The organism is Flavobacterium panacis (assembly GCF_024649945.1).
Classification (GTDB): Bacteria; Bacteroidota; Bacteroidia; order Flavobacteriales; family Flavobacteriaceae; genus Flavobacterium; species Flavobacterium panacis.
On sequence record NZ_JANKMS010000003.1, the window covers coordinates 260,052 to 282,117 of the forward strand.

A 22,066-nucleotide genomic window follows, 5' to 3' on the forward strand; every position below is an offset into this window, starting at 1 on the left:
GATAATTATGAAAAACCTTTCCTGGTTTAATAAAATAATGTTCTTTCTGAATATAGTGCTGACTGTGCTCACATTTAGCGTATATATTCTGCCTTTTTTAGCACCTAAAAGTTTTCCGCTTTTATCGGTGCTTACTTTGTTTATGCCTGCTTTTTTTGTGGCAAATGGTCTGTTCTTTATCTATTGGGCAATTCAGTTTAAAAAACGCCTTATTTTATCTGGTTTGGTATTGTTAATGGGAATTACATTTATTAATAAGTTTTATAAATTTTCGGCAAAAGAATACGTTCAGGACGAAAAGGATTTTTCTGTAATGAGTTATAATGTACGTCTTTTTAATGTTTTCAAATGGTTGGATCGCGATGATATTCCTGGAAATATTAAATCTTTTATAGATGAGAAAGATCCAGATATTTTATGTATTCAGGAATATTCAAATTCAGCGCATTTAGATTTAAAAGTGTATCCGCATCGCTATATTTTTATTGATGGTAAAAAAGTAAAAACAGGACAGGCTATTTTTTCTAAATTCCCTATTATTGATCAGGGGAATATTATATTTCCTAAATCAGATAATAATGTAGTCTATGCTGATATTAAGCGTGGAAAAGATATTATCCGTGTTTATAATATGCATTTGCAATCTATTAAGATATCTCCTGATGTAAGCGAGATTTCTGATGATATTGACAATGTAAATAAGAAGAAATCACAACGTATTTATGCTCGAATCAGTAAAAGTTTTAAGCAGCAGCAAGAACAAGCTGAAATCTTCAAAGAGCATATAAAAAAATGTAAATACCCAATTATTATTTGTGGAGATATGAATAATAGTCCGTTTTCTTATATATATAGAAGTATAAAAGGAAAACTTAAAGATGCTTTCGAAGAGGCGGGAGAAGGCTTTGGAGCAACTTATAAATTTAAATATTATCCTGCCCGTATTGATTATATTTTTACGGATAGTAAAATGAAAGTAAAACAGTTTGAAAGTTTTCCTGATTTTGAAAATTCAGATCATTACCCAATAATGACAAGACTTTCAATAGATCAATTTTAATTGAGGAGAATAAAAAGTAAAAGAGTTTGAATAGAATTAATTCATAACTCATCACTTATAACTCATAAATTATATTATTTTCTGAGTTTTCAAATAATCTACAGCAAATTTCCCTTCATTAAAAATCAAATCTAAAACACTTAAATTGTTGATAAAACCATGTTTGTCATCAAAAACCTGAGTGTATTTTTCGAATGAATTGGTGTCTTTTTTTCCGTTTGCTAAATATCTGAAATCGGCGAAATCGGGAGTTTCATGAAAATATTCTGTTGTTTTTCCAAATTCAAATTTCATTCGAATACATTTAGTTACAATGTCTAGGACCTCGAAGTTTAAATCCGTTAAAAAAGTGTGTTTTTTTTCGAATAGCGGAATGATATCGTCTTCAAAGTACTCGAAGAACGGAGAGCTTCTGTAAGCTGCTTCAAGCGATTTAAAATGCTGTTTCTGCCAATCAAAATCATTCTCGATCAAAATGTCTTTTGTTTTTTGATGTGCGGCTTTAGAATGTTTAACAGGAATATTTAATAGCTGAATTCCGTTCGGACTATAGATGTAAGTTCTGTTTCTATTAGTCTGTTTCTGAAAATTATCTTCCATTTCAAAAGTAATACTGTCAGATTGTGCAATTACAGCAAAATGACTTATAGATGGAAAATAAGTTGGAAGTATTAAGGAATTCATTTCTATGTTTTGTTTAAAAGTTTCAGGTTTCAAGTTTCAAGTTTTTTAAACCTGAAACTTGAAACCTGACACAAAAATAACTTATTTTTAAATTATGCTTTATTTTCTTTTCTTTTTCTCCAGAAAAAATCTCCGATAAAATATAAGGCAAGAGCAATTAAGAAATATTTAAAGTATGATTGTGGTTGGCCTTCGCCATCTACAGTGGTGAAAACTCTACTCCAGCGAATTTTATTGATACCTTTTCCGTTAGTATCCCAGCTCATCCAGATAAAAACCGGTTTACCAACAATATGATTTTCCGGAACATAACCCCAATAACGGCTGTCTTCAGAATTATGACGGTTGTCTCCCATCATCCAATAATAGTTTTGTTTGAAGGTATAAGTAGTTGCAGGTTGTCCGTTGATTAAAAATTTAGAACCTTGTAACTCTAATTTGTTTCCTTCATAATTGGTAATGATTTCTTTGTAAAATGGAAGAGATTCATTTGTTAAAGCAACCGTTTTTCCAGCTTCAGGAATATAAATTGGTCCCATGTTATCCTGACTCCATTTGTTGATGTGAGGAAATATTCTGTTGTCGTTTGATCTGTCAATTTTGCGAATTACAGCTGTGACTCCAGGAGTGTTTTTGAATCTTTCTGCACTAGCTTCTGTTAATGCACCTAAGTAAAGTGTATCTCTCTTTTCAGATGTAAAACCTGCTGCATCAGTGATGTCTAATTCTTTGAATAAACTTTCGAAATCAATTGGAGTTTTTCCGTCTAATGCCACAGAATAAGAATATTGTGGTTTAGCTCTTTCTGGTAAAACTAATTTTTGTCCGTTGATGAAAACAAAACCATCTTTGATAGATAAACTGTCTCCAGGAATACCAACACATCTTTTTACATAATTCGATTTTTTATCAATAGGTTTGATGACGCCCGGACGACCTTTTGGTTCAAAGAAATAATGAACCGTATCGACAGGCCAGTTGAAGACGACAATGTCTGATCGTTTTATCTTTTGAATAGCAGGAAGTCTGAAATACGGTAATTGTGGCCAGCTTAAATATGATTTGCTTTTAGTTAATGGGATAGAGTCGTGAACCATCGGTAGTGCTACCGTTGTCATTGGAACTCTTGGTCCATAATTTAATTTGCTCACAAATAAGAAATCCCCAATCAATAAAGATTTCTCTAAAGATGATGTCGGAATTGTATAAGGTTGTACGACATAAGTGTGTACTAATGTAGCTACTATAATAGCAAAAAGTAAAGAGCTCACAGTGTCTCCTGTTTTGTTTTCAGGGGTTAAACTACGATCCTTGCGATACTCTAATTTTTGTGTGTAGTTGATGTAGTAGATGTAAAATCCCAGTGTGAAAAGACCTAGGATTGTGTCTAAAGTTGATCTTTTGTTGAATGTTCTTAATGTTTCTACCCAAACAACCGGAAACATAATCAGGTTGATAATTGGAATAAAAAGTAGCAATGTCCACCATGTAGGACGTCCGATAATCTTCATTAAAACGATAGAATTGTATACCGGAATTGCTGCTTCCCAGCTTTTTCTTCCTGCTGCCTGATACAATTTCCATGTTCCAAGGAAATGAATGATTTGAACAGCTAAGAAAAATACGAACCAAGAGTAAAGTGTCATAATTTTGTATTTTTAAATTTCAAATTCAGATTGAATTGATCCTGAATTTTATTCAATTATTGTAAGTTTAATACATCTTTCATAGTAAAAATTCCTTGCTTTCCTGCAAGCCATTCGGCAGCAACAACAGCACCAAGTGCAAAACCTTCACGATTGTGAGCAGTGTGTTTGATTTCAATACTGTCAATAGCAGAATCGTAATTTACAGTGTGAGTACCAGGAACTTCTCCGATTCTTTTTGCTTCAATGCGAATTTCGTTTGTTTTGGCATCTTCCATAGTCCAATTAGCGTAGTTGCTGTTTTCAATAACGCCTTGTGCTAAAGAAATTGCTGTTCCGCTTGGAGCATCAAGTTTGTGGATGTGGTGAATTTCTTCCATTGAAACTTTATATGAGTCGAATTGTCTCATAATCTTAGCTAAATATTCATTCAATCCGAAGAAAATATTCACACCTAAACTAAAGTTAGAACTTGAAATAAAGCCACCTTTCTTTTCATTACAAAGCGCAATCATGTCATCATAATGTTCTAGCCAACCAGTTGTTCCAGAAACTACAGGGACATTTGCATTAAAAGCCGCAGAAATGTTATCTACTGCTGCGCTAGGAACACTGAAATCTATGGCAACATCGGCTGTTGAAAGTCCATCATAGGTGTTAAATTCATCTTTCTTTAAAACTATTTCATGACCTCTTTCCAAAGCAATTCTTTCAATTACTTTACCCATTTTTCCGTATCCTAAAAGCGCAATTTTCATTATGATTATTTTTTTGATTTTTTAAATAGAATTGAATCTATTAAAACTTGTAATTAAAAGTTAGTCCAACGTTTGGTTTAAATGTTACATCGTCGGGATAGATTTCTGGACGCATTGATAGTCTTTCGTTAACGTTAAACTGAATCAAAGCGGCGTCAACATTGGCATCGATTATGTTAAGGACATAAAATCCAACGACAAATAAAGCAGATAAATCTCTGTTTCTTTGATAGAATTTCTGTCCAGCAATAAGTCGACTGTCGTCCAGAAATTGATAATTATCGTCGTTGTAGCCTTCTAATCTTCGTTTGTAGGCATTTCGATAATCTCTGTATTTTTTGTTGTTGTCAATGTAGAAATACAAACTTGTTCCAATTGCTCCGTAAACCAATGGAATTTTCCAGTATTTCTTATTGTATGCTTGACCTAAACCAGGTAGAATAGCAGAATAGAATGCTGCTTTTGCTGGTGTAAGCGGGTCTATTTCTTGTAATGCAGTGGTGTCTTTTACGACCAAAACCGTGTCTTTTTTTACCTGGGCAAAAAGAGAAACGGTTCCTGTTAGAAAGAACAATAGACTGATGGGGACAATTTTATTCACTATCCGTTTATTAATTTTATAATTCTGTTAAAGTCAGCTTCAGAATTAAATGGAATTGTAATTTTTCCTTTTCCGTTGCCAGCGACTTTTATATCAACTTTTGAGCCAAAATAATCATTAAAAGTATGTTTTTGTGTTTCTCTAACGACAAATCCAGCATCAGCTTTTGGTTTTCCATCTGCTTTAGGTTGCTGTCCTTCGTGATAATTTTTAACTAAAGCTTCTGTTTCACGAACAGATAAATTCTGGCTTACGATTTTTTGATAAATATCAGTTTGAACGTCTAAATCTTCAATGTTGATAATTGCTCTCCCATGTCCCATGCTAATAAAACCATCACGAATTCCAGTCTGAATGATCGGATCTAGTTTTAAAAGACGTAGGTAGTTAGCAATTGTAGAACGTTTTTTTCCAACTCTTTCACTCATTTGTTCCTGAGTTAATTGAATTTCGTCAATCAAACGTTGGTATGATAAAGCAATCTCAATTGGATCTAAATCATGACGTTGAATGTTTTCTACTAACGCCATTACTAATGATTCATTGTCATTAGCAATACGAATATAAGCAGGAACGTGAGTAAGACCTACTAATGTAGAAGCACGTAAACGGCGTTCTCCAGAGATTAACTGATATTTGTTGAAATCTAATTTACGAACAGTAATAGGTTGAATTACACCAAGTTCTTTAATAGAAGTGGCTAATTCGCGTAACGATTCTTCATTAAAATTGCTTCTAGGCTGAAACGGATTTATTTCAATTGCACCTATTTCAAGTTCAATGATATTTCCAACAACCTTATCAGCATTTTTGTCTTCTACTGATTTAATGTCGTTTTCCGGATCTTTTAATAGTGCTGATAATCCTCTTCCTAAGGCTTGTTTTTTAATTACTTTTGTCATAAAAACTATTTGCTGTTTTTCTTTATAATCTCTTGAGCTAAGTGTATATAGTTTACGGCACCTTTACTTGTTGCATCATAATTAATGATACTTTCACCAAAACTTGGGGCTTCGCTTAATTTTACATTTCGCTGAATTACAGTGTCAAAAACCATATCATTAAAGTGTTTTTGAACCTCTTCTACAACCTGATTCGATAAACGTAATCTTGAATCGTACATTGTTAATAATAAGCCTTCAATGTCAAGATCTGGGTTGTGTATTTTTTGAATACTTTTAATAGTGTTCAATAATTTTCCTAATCCTTCAAGTGCAAAATATTCACACTGAATAGGAATAACTACTGAATCTGCTGCTGTTAAAGCATTCAGGGTTAACAAACCTAGAGACGGAGCACAGTCGATAATGATATAATCATATTCTTGTTTAGCTTCTTCTAATGCTTTTTTAAGCATGTATTCACGGTTTTCTTTGTCAACCAATTCAATTTCGATAGCAACAAGGTCAATGTGAGCAGGTATCACATCTACGTTTGGAGCTGTACATTTTAAAACGGCTTCTTTTGGTGTTACAGTATGCTCAAGTATTTGGTAAGTTCCAGTTTCAACTGTTTCTACGTCAATTCCAAGACCAGATGTAGCATTGGCCTGTGGATCAGCGTCGATCAACAATACTTTTTTTTCTAAAACACCTAATGAGGCTGCAAGATTTACTGATGTAGTAGTCTTTCCAACGCCTCCTTTTTGATTAGCAATAGCAATGATTTTGCCCATTTATTTTCTGAATTTTGAACCGTAAAAATACAATTATTTATGGTTTTTGAAAATCTATTTTGTTAACATTTGTGAAAGTTTGCTCAATCGTTGTTTGGTGGGTGTTTGGCATAAAATAATTTAAGTTATAAATGAAATTATGAGAGACATTCTAGTTGGTTTAGTTAGTATTCTTGCTATAAAAAGGCAGAAAGCAAAATTTGGCTTGAAAAAAGTGCCTTGTTTTTTAATTTAATGAAGACTTAAAATAGATGGATTTTATTAAAAAAAGATTGTTCATAAAAAAAATGAGTAAGTGGTTTACGTGTTCTAGTTTGATTGATTCATGGTTGTTTTAATTAGCCATCTTTTTGTTTAAGATGTTTTTTTTGTAATATTATTTGTATGAAAAACTGAGTCTTGTATAGTTTTTGATAAGAAAATTGAAAATGTAAACTACCATTAAGGTTAGAGATTATTACTATTTTAGACTTCCTGAAAAACTACAGAAATTACAAACTATCAAACCACAAAATCAAAAATGTTATGAGTAAAAAAATGATTGATGTGCTCACATCTTTTGTGTGTGTACTTATTCTATGCAGTTTTGTTTCTGCTTATTCGATGAATGAAAAAGCACAAGAAAACAAAATAGGGCGAAAAATTATCTATAATAAGAGCAAACGAAGTATAACATTGTCATGGTCGCCTTTTGGTTCTTCCGGAAATTATATAATTACACGTGGAGGAAGTCGTTTAGCGTCTGAATTTGTTTCGGTAGGATCTACTGCTAAATTAACATTTACGGATAATAAGCCAAACGCAGATAAATATGAGAATTACTATTATGTTACTCGAAATGATATAACCATATTAATTTCACTAGAAAATCAGATTTTTGGTGACAACATGTATTTCTACGATCGAAAATATGAGAAAGCAGAAACAGCTCGTAAGGAAATTAATTCACATTTTAGTAGTGTAGGTTTGGGTGGTGCAAATGGTGAGTGGACAACAAAACGCCAAGCGTATTATTTTAAACCAAATGTTAACGGTCAAACCTACGATATTGGCGGATCGGGTTCTGCATCATCGACGGAAGCCAATGCAATTGAATTGGGGTTTTATTCTCATATTGGAGGTTTAGGGAAATTGCCTTCCGATGTTAAATTGGGAGCGATATTTACCAGACCTCATCTTTCTGGTGGAGCAAATGCTACTTGTACTTTCTGGCGTTCTGTTGAAAATGTTGAAGTCATGCGTGATTTTTCGTGGACAGTTTCACAGTCAACGAGCGCAAGAAGATTGCTGATTGAAAGTACTTCTAAATACATTTCGGATATTGGAGATACAAATTTCTGGGGTAGTGGTGGCTTTATTGCCGATACTCATTATACAACTGACCGGCCAAACTGGGGTGGACAACAGCAATGGTATACTCGAAATACTATTTTTCCTTCAGGCTCAGGAAATATGGGAGGTTCGTACAATATGGTTTGGCAAGGTTGTGTGAATCCTCCGCAAGCAAATGATAGTAATTCTCCAATTCCAACAACTCCAATTATTAGAGAAAAACCTTTTCTGTTTATAGATAAAGATAGAGAATATAAAGTGTTTGTTCCTGCGTGGCAAAAAGATAGAGTTGGGGTTTCTTGGTCTGCGACAGATATGGGAAAAGGTAAAATTGAAGATTTGATTACAAGCTGGTATGTTGCCAAAGAAGGTGATACTGACGTAGAAGTTAATGCCGCATTGAAAGCAGGTAAAAATATATTTTTCACTCCAGGGCATTATGCATTAAATGCTCCAATTCAAGTAAACAGAAAAGATGCAATTCTTCTGGGGGCTGGAATTGCTTCTGTGACATTAGAACCCACTGAAAAAAATACTTGGGGTTGCATTTATGCTGATGATAAAGATGGAATTATAATCGCAGGATTGCTTATGGATTCTTTCAATAGTACAACCTATCAAATCAGAATTGGTAATGAAGGAGCAAATGCAAGTCATGCTGTAAATCCTATTCTGTTTTCAGATATTACTTGTAGAGTAGGCGGAGTACAATCAAAAAATATTCAGATTCAGGTTTCAATGCAAATCAATAGTAATAATGTTGTGGGAGATCATTTCTGGTTATGGCGTGCTGATCATGGTTCGCAGAAAGGTGGTGCTGAACGCTGGGTTAGAGATAGATGTAAAAACGGACTTATTGTTACTGGTGATGATGTTACGCTATATGCTTTGTTTACAGAACACTATCAGGAATATGAAGTTTTGTGGTTGGGAGAACGAGGAAGAACTTATTTCTTTCAAAACGAACCACCTTATGATGCGCCAAATCAAAAAAGTTGGAGTAGCCAAGGAGGTAGAGTTGATGGTTATGCCGCTTTTAAAGTTGCTAATACGGTAAAAGAACATCATAGTATTGGTATGGGGTCTTATGCAGTTTTTACAGGAACAGATGGGAATGTCAATAAGAAAAATGGTTTTGAAGTTCCTAATAGTCCAAATGTGAAATTGGAGAAAATGTGTATTACCCGTTTTGCAGGTTCGGGAAATATTCAGAATGTTATTAATAATACTGGCGGAAGTACAGCAACTGGCGTAAAACGTGTGGCATTATATAATAACGATGGAGGTACACAGCCTTTTGATGAAGAATTTACTTTGCCTAATAATCAATCTTATCCTTCTTATATAAGTATGGAGAAATAATAAGAGCGATTTTTTTTTTTTTTTTTTTTGCCACGAATTCACGAATTATTTTTTTTCAAATCTTTGTGATTATTTATTCGAATTAATTCGAATAATATTAGATCAAGTGTTTAAAAAGAAAATTCGTGAATTCGTGGCTAATTTTATTTCGTTTCTATTTTGTTTGGGAAATAGCTAGCAAAGTCGAAAAGTTGTATGTTTTAAGTTTAAAGCAAAAAAAAAAGTCTTTTCAATTGAAAAGACTTTTTCGTCGGGGTGGCAGGATTCGAACCTGCGGCCTCCTGCTCCCAAAGCAGGCGCGATAACCGGGCTACGCTACACCCCGAAGATGTATTTGTTATGGTAGTGCCCAAAAGCGGATGCAAAGATATAAATAAATTTGATTTGTAAAAGAAAAAAATGAAAATAAATAAAACTTATTTGAACATAGCTATTTCAGATTTATTTTCGGCGTTATTTTTTATAATAAAGTTTACATTTGCAACTCAAAAATACTATTACTATGTCAGATACAATCGAAAAAATTAAATGCCTTATTATAGGTTCTGGTCCTGCAGGTTACACAGCAGCTATTTACGCAGCCAGAGCAAACATGAATCCGGTTTTATATCAGGGTATGCAACCAGGAGGTCAGTTAACTACAACTAATGAAGTAGAAAATTTTCCGGGATACGTTGATGGAGTTACTGGACCAGAAATGATGATTCAGTTACAGGAACAGGCAAAACGTTTCGGTGCAGATATCCGTGATGGCTGGGCTACAAAAGTTGATTTTTCAGGAGATATTCATAAAGTTTGGATTAATGATTCCATCGAATTGCACTGTGAAACTGTAATTATTTCTACAGGTGCTTCGGCTAAATATTTAGGATTACCATCAGAACAACACTATTTAAATATGGGTGGAGGAGTTTCTGCTTGTGCCGTTTGTGACGGATTCTTCTACAGAAATCAGGATGTTGTTATTGTTGGAGCAGGAGATTCTGCATGTGAAGAGGCACATTACTTATCTAAACTTTGTAAAAAAGTAACAATGTTGGTAAGAAGCGAGAAATTCAGAGCTTCTAAAATTATGGAAGAAAGAGTTCGCAAAACAGAAAACATCGAGATCTTGATGAACCACGATACTGTTGAAGTTCTTGGAGATAATAATGTAGTTCATGCTATCAAAGCTTTAAACAAAACTAGTGGAGAAGTTATCGAAATTCCAGCAACTGGTTTCTTCGTAGCAATTGGTCATAAACCAAACACGGATATTTTTAAAGATTACATCACATTAGACGAAACGGGATACATCGTAAATACTCCAGGAACATCTAGAACAAATGTTGAAGGTGTATTCGTAGCAGGAGATGCTGCTGATAATGTATATCGTCAGGCTATTACTGCTGCAGGTACAGGATGTATGGCCGCTTTGGATGCTGAAAGATATTTAGCTTCTAAAGAGTAATTTTTTTAATTTTCAGTTACAGTCACAGTTTTCGGTTTATATTGAAAACGTTATAAAATAAGAGTCCCAATCATTTGATGATTGGGACTCTTATTTTATATATGCTTTAATCTGTGAACTGCGACTGAAAACTGCGACTATTTAATCTTCTTAAGCAACTTAGCTTCTTCAGAAAAACGTGTCAGTTGTATTGCTGGATTTCCTAGAAGAGAAATTTCAGCTTTATCTCCAATGGCTAAAGAAACGGTTGTTTCTGCCAAAATACTTCCAACAGCAAAATTTTCTGCAGTTACAGTTGCGTCTTTCAAAGTGAATTTTGTTCCAGTAAAAACAGCGTTATTGTCTAATCTAATAGTCGCTTTTTCTGCAATACCTTCAATGGCAGCATTTCCTCTTTGATACAAATCACATTTGAATTTTACAGCAGAAACTAAAGTTTTAACAACTGCATTTTTACTCAATTGTAGATTTGCGTCTTCAGCTTTTAGGTTTAACTCAGTTCTGGTCTTATCATCAGCAATTAAGTTGAATTTTTTTGCATTGACATTCAAAAAAAGTTTAGAAAAATCTAAGCAATTCATTGTAATATCGTCTAATTGTAATTCCTGAATCGCATAAACAACCGCATCATTTTTAGAGATCACTTTATTTAGTGATTTGGTGTAAGTTACTTTGACTGCTAATTTTTTAAAAATTGCAGTTTCTTTATTAGTGTATAATCGAAGCGTTTTTTCTCTTAAATCCATTCCGATAATATCGTGTAGATTGTCATCGGCTTCAATTTTAATTTCATTTTTTTCTCCTTGTTCCAAATAAACTTCCAGATTGTCATCGACTTCAATGGCATCAAAACTGCCAACTTCTTTTACTGAAGTCGTTACAACTTTAGAACCTCTAATTTTTTCTCTTTTTTGAGCGAAAGTCAATGTTGTAACAAATAATAATAGGAGCAGCGCTGTACTTTTTTTCATTAATTCTAGATTTGATTTTGACAAATATAAAAAAATCATCCACTTTGGGTGAATGATTTCTTTTATATTTAACAGTTGCTTGTTTAGCTTTTGTTAACGCTTCCTCCTGAACTTGCTGATTTTTCAACGGTTTTTGGATTGCCGCTGTACTCAATATTAGCTCCGCTAGAAGCATCAGCTTTTAAACTTACAATTGGTCGTACAGAAACTGTTCCGCCGCTAGAAGCATCTGCATGAACATCGTTTGCCATTAATTTTTCTGCATCAATACTTCCTCCACTTGAAACGGAAGTAGTAAGACTCAAAGCTTTTCCTTCAATATCTATCGAACTTCCACTTCCAGCGTCTATTGAGATTCTGTCAGATTCAATTTTTAGATCCATAGATGCTGCACTTGAAGCTTCTAAAATTACATCTTCGCTTAGAACAAGTCCATTAGTTTCTACGCTCGAAGCGCTGGAAGCTTCTATTTTATGAAGAGCAGGCATTTTTACAGTTACAGTTTTTGATGTAATGTTACGGAAAGAACTGTATTTGCATTCAATAATAAGTGTTCCGTTTTCTACCTTAGTAACAATTTCTTTTTGTAGATTGTCGTCAGCTTCAACTGTAATTTCTACAGAATCAGATTGTTCAATAACTACATCAATAGCGTTGCTTACTTTTATATTTTTAAAATCACCTTGAACAGTTCTTTTTTCAGTAGTAACGTTTCCACTTCCCTCAACCGCATTCATGTTGAAATTACATGAAGCAAATAGTAATGCTGTTATAGTTGCTACTACAAATTTTGTAATATGAATGATTATTTTTATCATGGCTTAGTTAATTTTGATTATCACTCCGTTTTTATCAGTGGTTAGTCTTCCTTTGGTTTTTTTTCCGTTTAAAACTTCTTTTCCGTTAATTTTAACTGAAACTTCTTTTATAGTGTCAGCAGTATCGATGTTGACATCATTAATTTCTTCGTTTATATTCTCGTAGTCATTTTCATCATCCTCGTCAGTAGGACAGTTTAAACATCTTACTTTAGAACCTATAACTTTATAATTGTAATTTCCTTTGTGATTTAATTCAAGAAAATTGTCATCTGAATTATAGTAATCTCTTACAGAAGAATCTGGTTTAATTAATTGTCCTTCTGGTAAATAAAGGTAAATGTCTACTTCTTGTCCTCTGAATTTATTTTTTACATCTGTCAGAAAATAGTTATCCAAAATTAAATGATTTCCGTTAAGTAGAAACTTATAATTAATTTTTTCTGCTCTTTTTTTAGCGTTAGTAAAAGAATTTCCTCTTGCACTTTTTTCGATCTGAATAAATGGAGCTGCTTGATCTGTATGTAAAACATGTAAGCGAACATCATTTGAATAAATCATTTCATTATTAGCTGAATCCTGTACAAATTCAAATTCTCTGTAATGATTTAAGCTTTTTGTATAATAATCACTGTATTTGAATTTTATAAATAAGGTATCAGTCTGTTTAATTGCAAAACTTTTTTTCTCGACTACTTTGTTATCGTATGATAATTCAGTTGCTTGTTTGATTCCGATGCTTGCTAAAATTGCGATAGAAATAATCCAAACGGCTAAAAGGGTGTATTTTGTAATGTTTCCAATCGATTTTAAGTTTGGAGATAACAATTTAAATCCTAAAAGTGTTAAGAAGAAAAACGGAATTCCAACAGCAAAGAACATCAATAATCCAAATGACCAAAGCGGATATTCTGTAAAGTTTCCTGCTTCAATAAAATTCTGCCAAGGAAAATCGATAAAAATGTTAGTTCCTAATGTAAAAACACCGATCAATAACATGATTAAGGTAGAAATCCCTGAGATGATTAGAATTACTCCTAAAAATTTAGCAAAGATTTTAAAAACGGTCATAACAAAGTCTCCAAATGAACTACTTATTCTCCCAGCTCCCGACTTTACCTGGTTTCCCATTTTGTCATAATCTGCATTTTTAAATTTATCAGAAAGCGAATCTATTTCTTCGCGAACTTTTTTTTCGATGTTTGAAATTGTTACTGGTTCTCCCGTCATTTCTAATTTTTCAGAAGTGGTAACGGCTTCCGGAGTTACAATCCAAAGAACGAAATAAGCTAAGATTCCAGTTCCAAAACCTGCAAAAACGAAAATTAAGAATATGATTTTGATCCATACAGCATCAATTCCAAAATAATGACCCAAACCTGTTGCTACACCACCAATCATACCTTTTTCTTTATCACGGTATAGTTTTTTGTGTTTTCTTGCACCATAGTCATTAAAAGATTTATTTGTGCTTTCTTCGTCTTCGATTCGGTAATCTTCAGGTTGTCCCATTACCGCAATCACTTCGTCAACATCTTTTAGTCCAACAACATGTTTTTCACTTTTTTGTTTTTCTGTCAACAATTCAGAAACACGCATTTCGATGTCTTTAATAATTTCATCCTGACCAGATGAGTTGTTAAGTGATCGTTTAATAGCATCAAAGTAGCGTGTTAATTTTAGGTATGCATCTTCATCGATGTGAAAAAACATCCCGCCTAAGTTAATATTTACTGTTTTGTTCATGACTTATTGATTTTGATTGGTGATTAGATTTACGGCATCAGATAATTCTGTCCAGGTGCCGCTAAGTTCGTTTAAAAAAGTTTGTCCTATTTCGGTGAGTCCATAATATTTTCGTGGCGGACCTGAGGTCGATTCTTCCCAGCGATAATTTAGTAAACCGTCATTTTTTAATCTGGTTAACAACGGATAAACGGTTCCTTCTACAACTAGTAATTTTGCGTTTTTTAAAGTGTCTAATATTTCAGATGTATATGCGTCTTTTTCTTTTAGAACTGATAAGATGCAAAACTCAAGAACACCTTTGCGCATCTGTGCTTTTGTGTTTTCAATGTTCATAATTTCATTTTGTTTTTTTTTGATTGAACAATTCGTTTTTTGATTGATGATTGATGATGATGATGATGATTGATGATTGTTTTCGAATTAATTCTGTTAGAATTAGTTCTTATGGCATATAACTTTTAACCTTTTTTAAGATTACTTTATAAAAGGAATCGTAATCGGATATTTGTATAATTCTCCGTTTGAAGCTTTTATAGAAGCATAAATCACTAAAAAGAATTCAACAAATTTTAACACTCCAAAAAGAATAACAGCTGTAATTCCAACACTTAACATTCCGATGTGTGCCTGAAAGTTAAAGTTTCTGATTACAAAATCGTGATCGTTAAAAACAGCTTCTAATGGAAGATTTTGCAAGAAAACCGTAATAAAAATTGGTATTGCGATAAGTGCTAAAATCAAAGTATAAAGCAATAGGCTTAACTGAAAGTTCAATGTCTGTTTTCCGTGATGATCTACAAATTCAGATTTGTCTTTATAGTTCGTCCAAATGATTAGCGGAAAAATATAGTTCCCAAACGGAATTATATACTGACTTAAAGTACTCAAATGAGTAAATGCTGCTGTATTTTTTTCTGATGTTTTTTCCATGATGAGTGGTGTTGTTGTTTCCATGATTAAAAGTATATAGTAATTTCTTATGCAAATATATGTCTAAAAACTAGTATCTTGTTTTGCATAGTACCAAATATTAACAAAATATTAACAAATGCAATTCGTAAGAATAATGTTTAAAATATTGAAAATCATTTGCGTGCCCTATGTTTAAAGGCTTCTTTACGATATCTAAAGTATTTATTGTGCGCGCATAGTTTTTTTGTATTTTTACATGAAAAAATATATCCTATGGCACTTTCGGTATCAAAACTTAATAAATTCGTCTTGTTTAAATTGCCTTCTGCATACTTTTGCGGAGTACGTGTAAAAGATATAAACGATAGCAGTTGTACAGTGACAGTAAAGCACAGATGGATCAATCAGAATCCGTTTAACTCTATGTATTTTGCAGTTCAAGCCATGGCAGCGGAATTGACAACCGGAGCTTTGGTCATTTCGCAGATTCAACAGAGTGGTAGAAAAATTTCCATGTTAGTAGCCAATAACAAAGGGAACTTCACAAAAAAAGCAACAGGAAGAATTACATTTGTTTGCAAAGACGGGCATTTAATCGCCGAAGCGATCAAAAAAACAATTGAAACAGGAGAAGGACAGACATTCTGGATGAAATCGATAGGAACAAATGAAGAAGGTGTTCAGGTTTCTGAAATGGATTTTGAATGGAGTGTTCGCTTAAAATAAAAACAACCTCATCTCTGAGGTTGTTTTATAGAAAACTCTTGCGGCTATTTTTTAATGATTTTAAAACTTTCACTGCTTCCGTTTTCAAAACTAACTTTAACAAAATAAAAACCACTCATTAAATTTGATGGTGATATCTTTATTTGTGAATCAGAATTATTACTATTCTGGTGCCACACTTGTTTTCCGCTTCCTTCATAAATTGTAATTTGTGCAACACTCAAAGACTTTGTGGATTCTATTGTAAAAACGTCACTAAAAGGATTAGGGTAAACATTCAATGATTTGTTTGTTGCGAGTTCAAAATCATCATTCCCTAAACTCGGATCATAAGTTCCAGCTTCGTTATTATTTTTATCTAAGGAAGTTACCACAATAAATTTAGTATCAACTTGATCCTGAGTCAGCGTAAACTGGTTTCCGGCTGTTATTTCTATAATTTTAGAACCGTCATCTTTGTTGGTAACGGCTTCGGCAGCATTATTAAAAGCATAAATTACGTATTTTACTGGTAAATCACCATCAGAGGCGGGAGCAGGAGTCTCCCAAGTTAAACCAGTTCCTGTAATTGTAATGTTTGCGGGTTTGTTTGGGCAAATGGCATCTTTTCCCAGAATAGGAGGAGCGAAAGATTTGTACTTGTATTCTGCTCCACTCAAATTTGTATTTATTGATTTTGAATTCGTTTTTATAGAAGCATAGCTATAGGCAATTTGACCAAATGTAGCATTCATGGAGGCTGTTCTATTATGAATCGTCTGATTTTGTAATTCTGATGATGCCCAGTTGTTGGTATCATCCATCTTGTAAAACGCCTGACTTACATATAATTGCTTGTTTCGGGCTTTTATTTCATCATTCCACCATTGCGAAAGTTTTACATAATCTTGCGCTCCAGTGATTTTCCAATACAATTGTGGGGCCAGATAATCTACTTTTCCAGCGTCTAACCATGCAATCGGATCGTAAAATAAATCATTGAAAGATGATCCGCCTGTAATTCCGGTAGGCACACCACTTTTCCATATACCAGAAGGACTTACTCCAAAAACAATATTTTTATTTAAATTAGTATTAATAACCTGAATGGCATCATAAACCATTGCAATCATAATGTTTCCGTTTTCTCTCCTCCAATTTGCCAATGTCAAGCCATTCGGATTATGGTCAGTAAATGCCTGACTATCTTGATTGGCAGGAGCTGCAGCCATGGCACCACTTGGATAGAAATAATCATCAAAATGAATTCCATCAACATCGTATCGTGTGGCAATATCCTGAATGATAGAAACAATATAGTCCCGAACTTCAGGTAAGCCAGGATTTAATATTTTCAAATTGGCATTATTGGCGGCAGTAATTACCCATGACGGATTTTTACTTATCGGATGATTTGATGCATTTGCATAGGTGCCATTCTTTGCCCTATAAGGATTTATCCAGGCATGAAGATCCAATCCTCTTTTATGCGATTCGGTTATGGCAAAAGTCAAAGGATCCCATAAAGGGTTAGGAGCGAGTCCTTCTGTTCCTGTTAAATAGTTTGACCAAGGTTCTATAGCAGATACATAAAGTGCATCGCTTGCTGGACGAACCTGCAGAAATACCGTATTATATCCATTGTTTTGCAGATTATCCAGAATTGTAAGTAATTCGGCCTGTTGCACAGCGGGAGAAGCTGTTTTGTTTGTAGGCCAGGTCAAATTGAAAACAGAGGGTAAAAAAACACCTCTCAAATCTCTTTTAGGTGTTGTTTTGCTAAATTCTGGTCCCTGTATACATTGTGCTTCTAGTAGAGAGAAACTCAACAGCAGGCATGTTGTGATTGCAGTTTTAAAAGCAATAAGAGTAGTTTTTTTCATAGTAAATTGGTTTTTTGGTATAATTATCTGAGTATAAATATATTAAAAAAACGCAATTGTATTCGTTTATTTTGCATTTTATTTCGTTTTTAATTTCTTTTAAAAGATGAATAACGCAACAAAGCGCAAAACAAATAAAAAAAAACAGTAGAATTTAAAAACTGGATATAAAAAAAGACCTCAATTGCTAGAGGTCTCTTCTTGTTTTTATAAAAGTTACGGTTATTTTTTTGCGCAACATTTTTTATCTTTTTTATCTGTAGTTTTTTTGCAGCAAGATTCTTTTTTAGCTTTTTCTTTTGCTGCAGGTTTTGTGTCTTGTGCATTAACACCGATTGAAAATAAGGCTACTGTAACGATAGTAATTACTTTTGTCATTTTGTTTAATTGTTTTTTGTTAGAAGTATAATTGATTGAGTCAAATATAAATTGAATTTGTGCTTGTAAGAATAGTTCTCTTGTTAATGTTTTGGTAAAAGTGATCAGATATTAAAATCCATAAGCGATTTTACGTTCTTTATATCGCCCTTTTTCTATAATCCAGACCAATTCATAACCTCCTGCGCCATCACCATTACTTGAGGCTATATAAAGAATGTCGTTCTTTCTATCATAATTTATTTGCGTGTACGAAAAGTTGGGTTCAAACAAATCGTCAAAGGCATCTTTAGGAAGATCAAGAGTTTTTTTGCCTATTGTTACTGTTATCAATTTATAAGTTGTTCGAGGAATATTACCATCTGTCCCCCAGATTTTCTTTCCGTTGATTTTTTCAAGAAAAGATTTTTCGTTTTTAGAATAAGCTAATTTGGCTGTTTTTGAATCAAATTTTTTACTTTCTATAACAATGGTTAAACTATCTTTTTTAAAAATGACTTTTGTAGAAGTTTCTTTAATTAAAGGAATTTTTGTGAATTCAGATAAATACTTAATTCTGTCTTTGTAAACATAACCGCTTCTGTCCTTATTGTTTTTAGAATAATCAATTCCAATCCAGTTATTTTCGGGCTGAAAACCATAAACGACAAAACCATTTTCTAATTTATCTGAAATATTATTGCCTTTCTGGGCTTCACTTCTAATATTTACATAACCGTCATTATCTTTTATGATTGCAAATTGCGCGAATATTGCATTGCTAAAAAGTAATAGAAAGAAAAAGCAGATTCTCATGTTAATTGATTTTAATTTTTTAAATCGTCTTGTATTTTTATGTTTAACGATTTCATAATTATGCCTTTGTAATTATCTTTTAATAAATTCCGTATTGCTTTTTGTGATTTATACACAATTCTATAATTATCATTTTCAATTTCAATGCTTTTGATAGATTTAGAAACTTTCATAATTTCCTGATCATTCCATCTTCCTCTTCCAAAATAAATGTGCCCACTTGTCTCATCTGGATTATGAGGAATTAATTTAAAAACGATAGAATCTCCCTTTTTCATTTCATCCAATTGCTCATTCTTAACTTCCGAATTGATGATGAGTTTTACTTTGACATTACTTTCGCTTTTATTAGTAAACAAAATACCTTGTGAAGGATCGCAACTTGTTAGACATACAGTGACGATAAAAAATATGGGAAGAAATAGTTTTCTCATTTTATTTATACTTTCTCTTTACTAGAAATTGAATTAATATTATGATCAATAAAACAGCTAAAAGTAGTAATTCCATAAAAATTAATCCTACTAAGGGCATGCCGCATCTTAGAGGTCCGTTAGCAGTTAGTCTATTTTCAATGATATTAAATACTAAACAAGAAAAGATGATTTGTAAGAGAAAATTAATAAAACTTACTTTTACAAAATTTAGCTTGATACTTTCTGCAAGATCTTTTGTTCCAAATATAAGTTGAAAAATTGGTGGAAGAACTAGTAATAACAATGGATTCATTTCGTAGTTTAATTAAATTGAATTTTGATGCTTGTTGTCATTCCAAAATCGATGCCATTATGCAATCATAGCTTTCTATTTTATCAATTTTCCTTTTTTTGATGAAGATAAGGTCGACATATCCGCACAATAAAATGAACTTTTATCACTTATATGGTTCAAAAAAAATCAATAATTCAAATTAACGCCAAATCCAATTCCCATATCACTGTCATAATGCGTCGTGATTCCGAAGTTTCTGGCAACAATATATTTCAAACCAGCCATATATTCTTTATCAGTATTCCACATTAAATTCATTCGCAAACGTTTCGCAAGTGGAATATCTTTTCGCTCAAATTGAACTCGTACATTTCCATCGGTATAAACCTCAACTTGTGCTTTTACTAGCATTGGCAAAGTATATTCCAAACCGGCGCTAAAAACTGAACGATTGTCTTTGGTGTTTTTTTGTCCGAAAAGATTTTGTTCCTGTTCATCCATTCCCATTCTTCGGTATCTCCAGTCAAAACCAATAAAAGGCATTAACCATTGATTTTTTCCGATATATCTTCCAATATGAGTTTCCGTTTCGTAACCGTGTTCGTTGTTATAGCCCAATCTCCATTCCGTTCCAATGCTCCATCTGGTGTTGCTGAACATCGCTTCACCATCATTTCCGTTGGATGCAAAATCATTTTCAGCCATAAAATGAAACATTCGGTCATCCATTTTCAGCATTTTATACGCCATTTCAGGATGATGAATCAACGGATTCGGAGCTGAATTTTCATAAGAGAAAATACGTCCCATTCCTGCCATCATGTGATATAAAATATGGCAGTGAAAAAACCAGTCACCGTCTGCATTTGCCTGAAATTCGATCGTATCGGTTTCCATTGGCATAATATCAATCACATTTTTTAACGGAGAATAATCACCATGTTCATTTAAAATTCTAAAATCATGACCGTGTAAATGCATGGGGTGGCGCATCATGGAACCGTTGTACAATACAATTCGAACGTTTTCTCCTTTTTTAATTAAAATCTTATCCGTTTCAGAAACCACTTTGTTGTCTAAACTCCAAACGTAACGGTTCATATTTCCAGAAAGCGTAAAACGTAATTCTTTAACAGGCGCATCTTTTGGAAGATTAGTTTTAAATGGAGATTTCAGCATTCCATAATTTAAAGTCACAATTTCAGAAGTTTCAGTGCTGTCACTTTCCATTTTCATTCCTTCCATGTTATGATTGGAATGATCCATTGCGGGTTTTGCATTTTCATCTTCGCCCGAAATTTCAGGATACATTACGGCATTCATGTCCATTTTATTCAGCGACATATTCATGCCCATATCGTTCATTTCGCCATTCATTTTCATCATATCGTTCATCATTTTCATCCCTTCAAAATATTTTAATTTTGAAAGATGATGAACAGGCTGTTTTTCGCCATTTCCTAAAAACAAAGATGCAGATCCCGTTCTATCTTCTGCTGTAGCCAAAAAAACAAAAGATTTATTGTCTTCGGGAATAGTAACCACAACATCATAAGTTTCAGAAACGGCAATTATCAAACGATCGACTTCTACGGGTTCGACATCATTTCCGTCGCTGGCAACAACCGTGATTTTTCCTCCTCCGTAAGTTAGCCAAAAATAACTTGAAGCGCCTCCGTTGGCAATTCTTAAACGGACTTTCGAACCAGGTTTAAGATCGGAAAGCTGTTGTTCGTTTTTTCCATTAAGAAGAAACTTTTCATAGTAAACATCACTGACATCCATTGCGTTCATTCGTTTCCATTCGTTGGTCACTTTGGTCGAAAAATGTCCTTGTTTTATGGCTTCAGCATAACTTTGGGTTGTTCCTTTTTTTATAGCAAACCAATCATTGGCATTGTGAAGCATTCGCTGAATATTCTCTGGTTTCAAATCCGACCATTCGCTTAAAATAACTGGAATGGTTGGTAAATCGTCAATTCCTTTTCTGATAGTTGGATCGTCTTTTTTCTTGTTGATGATAAAAAGTCCGTACAAACCAATTTGTTCCTGTAAACCCGAATGACTATGATACCAATACGTTCCGTTTTGAATAATTGGAAAAGTATATTTATGAGTTGTTCCAGGTTCAATTGGCATTTGAGTCAAATATGGAACTCCGTCTTCTTTATTTGGAAGAAACAATCCGTGCCAATGCATCGAAGTCGTTTCTTTTTTCAATTCGTTATGCACATAAATTTCAGCAATATCACCTTCAGTAAAAGTCAAAGTAGGCATCGGAATTTGTCCGTTTACAGCAATCGCACGTTTTTCTTTACCAGAAAAATTGACAATTGTATCACGAACGTGCAAATCGTAACGAACTACTTTTTGTGCCTTCAGCTGAAAAGCGATTAAGAAAAGTATAAAGAAGTATTTGATTTTCATGATAAATTATAATTTTAAATCGTTGGTTTACATTGAACACAATTTATTTTTAACACATAGAGACATAGATTTTTTGTCTTAAAAAGAGAATAAAAGAAACTAGTTTCCACACATAGCGCTATGTGTATTGATGCAAGTGAAACGCCTTT

20 protein-coding genes and 1 tRNA gene are annotated in these 22,066 nt (G+C 33.3%); 4 read left to right on the top strand and 17 right to left on the bottom strand.

The features are described 5' to 3' along the window. The first annotated feature begins 7 nt into the window (after positions 1–7). Complete coding sequence (locus tag NQQ59_RS09275) at positions 8–1,060, top strand: endonuclease/exonuclease/phosphatase family protein (RefSeq protein ID WP_186296623.1); 1,053 nt, start codon at positions 8–10, stop codon at positions 1,058–1,060. Positions 1,061–1,129: 69 nt separating this feature from the next. Here NQQ59_RS09275 and NQQ59_RS09280 read toward each other — a convergent pair whose 3' ends face one another. The 6 genes from NQQ59_RS09280 to NQQ59_RS09305 all read right to left on the bottom strand — a co-directional run bounded on the left by NQQ59_RS09280 (position 1,130) and on the right by NQQ59_RS09305 (position 6,424). After that, on the bottom strand, positions 1,130–1,744 hold the full coding sequence (locus NQQ59_RS09280; protein WP_144217895.1) for a WbqC family protein: 615 nt from the start codon (positions 1,742–1,744) through the stop codon (positions 1,130–1,132). Positions 1,745–1,836: 92 nt separating this feature from the next. Further along, positions 1,837–3,390 carry a signal peptidase I gene (lepB, locus tag NQQ59_RS09285; RefSeq protein ID WP_144217897.1) on the bottom strand — a complete coding sequence of 518 codons (1,554 nt, stop codon included), beginning with the start codon at positions 3,388–3,390 and terminating at the stop codon, positions 1,837–1,839. Positions 3,391–3,446: 56 nt separating this feature from the next. Beyond that, a complete protein-coding gene (gene dapB / locus NQQ59_RS09290; protein WP_144217899.1) occupies positions 3,447–4,148 on the bottom strand; it encodes a 4-hydroxy-tetrahydrodipicolinate reductase in 702 nt (233 codons plus the stop codon). 40 nt (positions 4,149–4,188) lie between these two features. Next, complete coding sequence (locus NQQ59_RS09295; protein ID WP_144217901.1) at positions 4,189–4,749, bottom strand: DUF5683 domain-containing protein; 561 nt, start codon at positions 4,747–4,749, stop codon at positions 4,189–4,191. Beyond that, positions 4,749–5,651, bottom strand: coding sequence for a ParB/RepB/Spo0J family partition protein (locus NQQ59_RS09300; protein WP_144217903.1), 903 nt, complete (start codon positions 5,649–5,651; stop codon positions 4,749–4,751). Before NQQ59_RS09300 ends, NQQ59_RS09295 begins: the two co-directional genes overlap by 1 nt. Before the next feature lie 5 nt (positions 5,652–5,656). Then, entirely contained in the window at positions 5,657–6,424 is a 768-nt protein-coding gene (locus tag NQQ59_RS09305; RefSeq protein WP_125722644.1) for a ParA family protein, read from the bottom strand. Between the two features lie 525 nt (positions 6,425–6,949). Here NQQ59_RS09305 and NQQ59_RS09310 point away from each other — a divergent pair. Beyond that, positions 6,950–9,118 carry a hypothetical protein gene (locus NQQ59_RS09310; RefSeq protein WP_144217905.1) on the top strand — a complete coding sequence of 723 codons (2,169 nt, stop codon included), beginning with the start codon at positions 6,950–6,952 and terminating at the stop codon, positions 9,116–9,118. Between the two features lie 250 nt (positions 9,119–9,368). On the opposite strand, the gene NQQ59_RS09315 is transcribed toward NQQ59_RS09310, so the two are convergent. Further along, positions 9,369–9,443: transfer RNA gene (locus tag NQQ59_RS09315), tRNA-Pro, on the bottom strand. A 177-nt stretch (positions 9,444–9,620) separates the two neighbouring features. Here NQQ59_RS09315 and trxB point away from each other — a divergent pair. Next, the gene (trxB, locus tag NQQ59_RS09320; RefSeq protein ID WP_144217907.1) at positions 9,621–10,568 is read left to right on the top strand and encodes a thioredoxin-disulfide reductase; all 948 of its coding nucleotides are present in this window, start codon (positions 9,621–9,623) and stop codon (positions 10,566–10,568) included. 137 nt (positions 10,569–10,705) lie between these two features. Here trxB and NQQ59_RS09325 read toward each other — a convergent pair whose 3' ends face one another. From NQQ59_RS09325 to NQQ59_RS09345, 5 genes are all read right to left on the bottom strand, one after another. Further along, on the bottom strand, positions 10,706–11,539 hold the full coding sequence (locus tag NQQ59_RS09325) for a DUF2807 domain-containing protein (protein ID WP_257698177.1): 834 nt from the start codon (positions 11,537–11,539) through the stop codon (positions 10,706–10,708). Positions 11,540–11,622: 83 nt separating this feature from the next. After that, positions 11,623–12,357, bottom strand: coding sequence for a head GIN domain-containing protein (locus tag NQQ59_RS09330; protein WP_144217911.1), 735 nt, complete (start codon positions 12,355–12,357; stop codon positions 11,623–11,625). A 3-nt stretch (positions 12,358–12,360) separates the two neighbouring features. Beyond that, positions 12,361–14,103, bottom strand: a complete 1,743-nt coding sequence (locus NQQ59_RS09335; protein WP_144217913.1) for a PspC domain-containing protein — start codon at positions 14,101–14,103, stop codon at positions 12,361–12,363. Positions 14,104–14,106: 3 nt separating this feature from the next. After that, positions 14,107–14,439 (bottom strand): PadR family transcriptional regulator, encoded by a 333-nt coding sequence (locus NQQ59_RS09340; protein ID WP_008464689.1) that lies wholly within the window; start codon positions 14,437–14,439, stop codon positions 14,107–14,109. A 141-nt stretch (positions 14,440–14,580) separates the two neighbouring features. Beyond that, the gene (locus NQQ59_RS09345; protein WP_257698178.1) at positions 14,581–15,060 is read right to left on the bottom strand and encodes a DUF4870 domain-containing protein; all 480 of its coding nucleotides are present in this window, start codon (positions 15,058–15,060) and stop codon (positions 14,581–14,583) included. A 231-nt stretch (positions 15,061–15,291) separates the two neighbouring features. Between NQQ59_RS09345 and NQQ59_RS09350 the strand changes: the two genes are divergently transcribed. Beyond that, a complete protein-coding gene (locus NQQ59_RS09350) occupies positions 15,292–15,744 on the top strand; it encodes a DUF4442 domain-containing protein (protein WP_144217915.1) in 453 nt (150 codons plus the stop codon). Between the two features lie 44 nt (positions 15,745–15,788). On the opposite strand, the gene NQQ59_RS09355 is transcribed toward NQQ59_RS09350, so the two are convergent. The 5 genes from NQQ59_RS09355 to NQQ59_RS09375 form a co-directional block, all read right to left on the bottom strand. Then, the gene (locus tag NQQ59_RS09355; RefSeq protein WP_144217917.1) at positions 15,789–17,606 is read right to left on the bottom strand and encodes a family 10 glycosylhydrolase; all 1,818 of its coding nucleotides are present in this window, start codon (positions 17,604–17,606) and stop codon (positions 15,789–15,791) included. A 222-nt stretch (positions 17,607–17,828) separates the two neighbouring features. Next, positions 17,829–17,984 (bottom strand): hypothetical protein, encoded by a 156-nt coding sequence (locus tag NQQ59_RS09360; RefSeq protein ID WP_186296624.1) that lies wholly within the window; start codon positions 17,982–17,984, stop codon positions 17,829–17,831. A gap of 111 nt (positions 17,985–18,095) precedes the next feature. Further along, complete coding sequence (locus NQQ59_RS09365; RefSeq protein ID WP_144217919.1) at positions 18,096–18,779, bottom strand: hypothetical protein; 684 nt, start codon at positions 18,777–18,779, stop codon at positions 18,096–18,098. A gap of 11 nt (positions 18,780–18,790) precedes the next feature. Next, entirely contained in the window at positions 18,791–19,213 is a 423-nt protein-coding gene (locus NQQ59_RS09370; protein ID WP_144217921.1) for a hypothetical protein, read from the bottom strand. A gap of 463 nt (positions 19,214–19,676) precedes the next feature. Beyond that, a complete protein-coding gene (locus NQQ59_RS09375) occupies positions 19,677–21,917 on the bottom strand; it encodes a multicopper oxidase family protein (protein ID WP_144217925.1) in 2,241 nt (746 codons plus the stop codon). Positions 21,918–22,066: the final 149 nt, after the last annotated feature.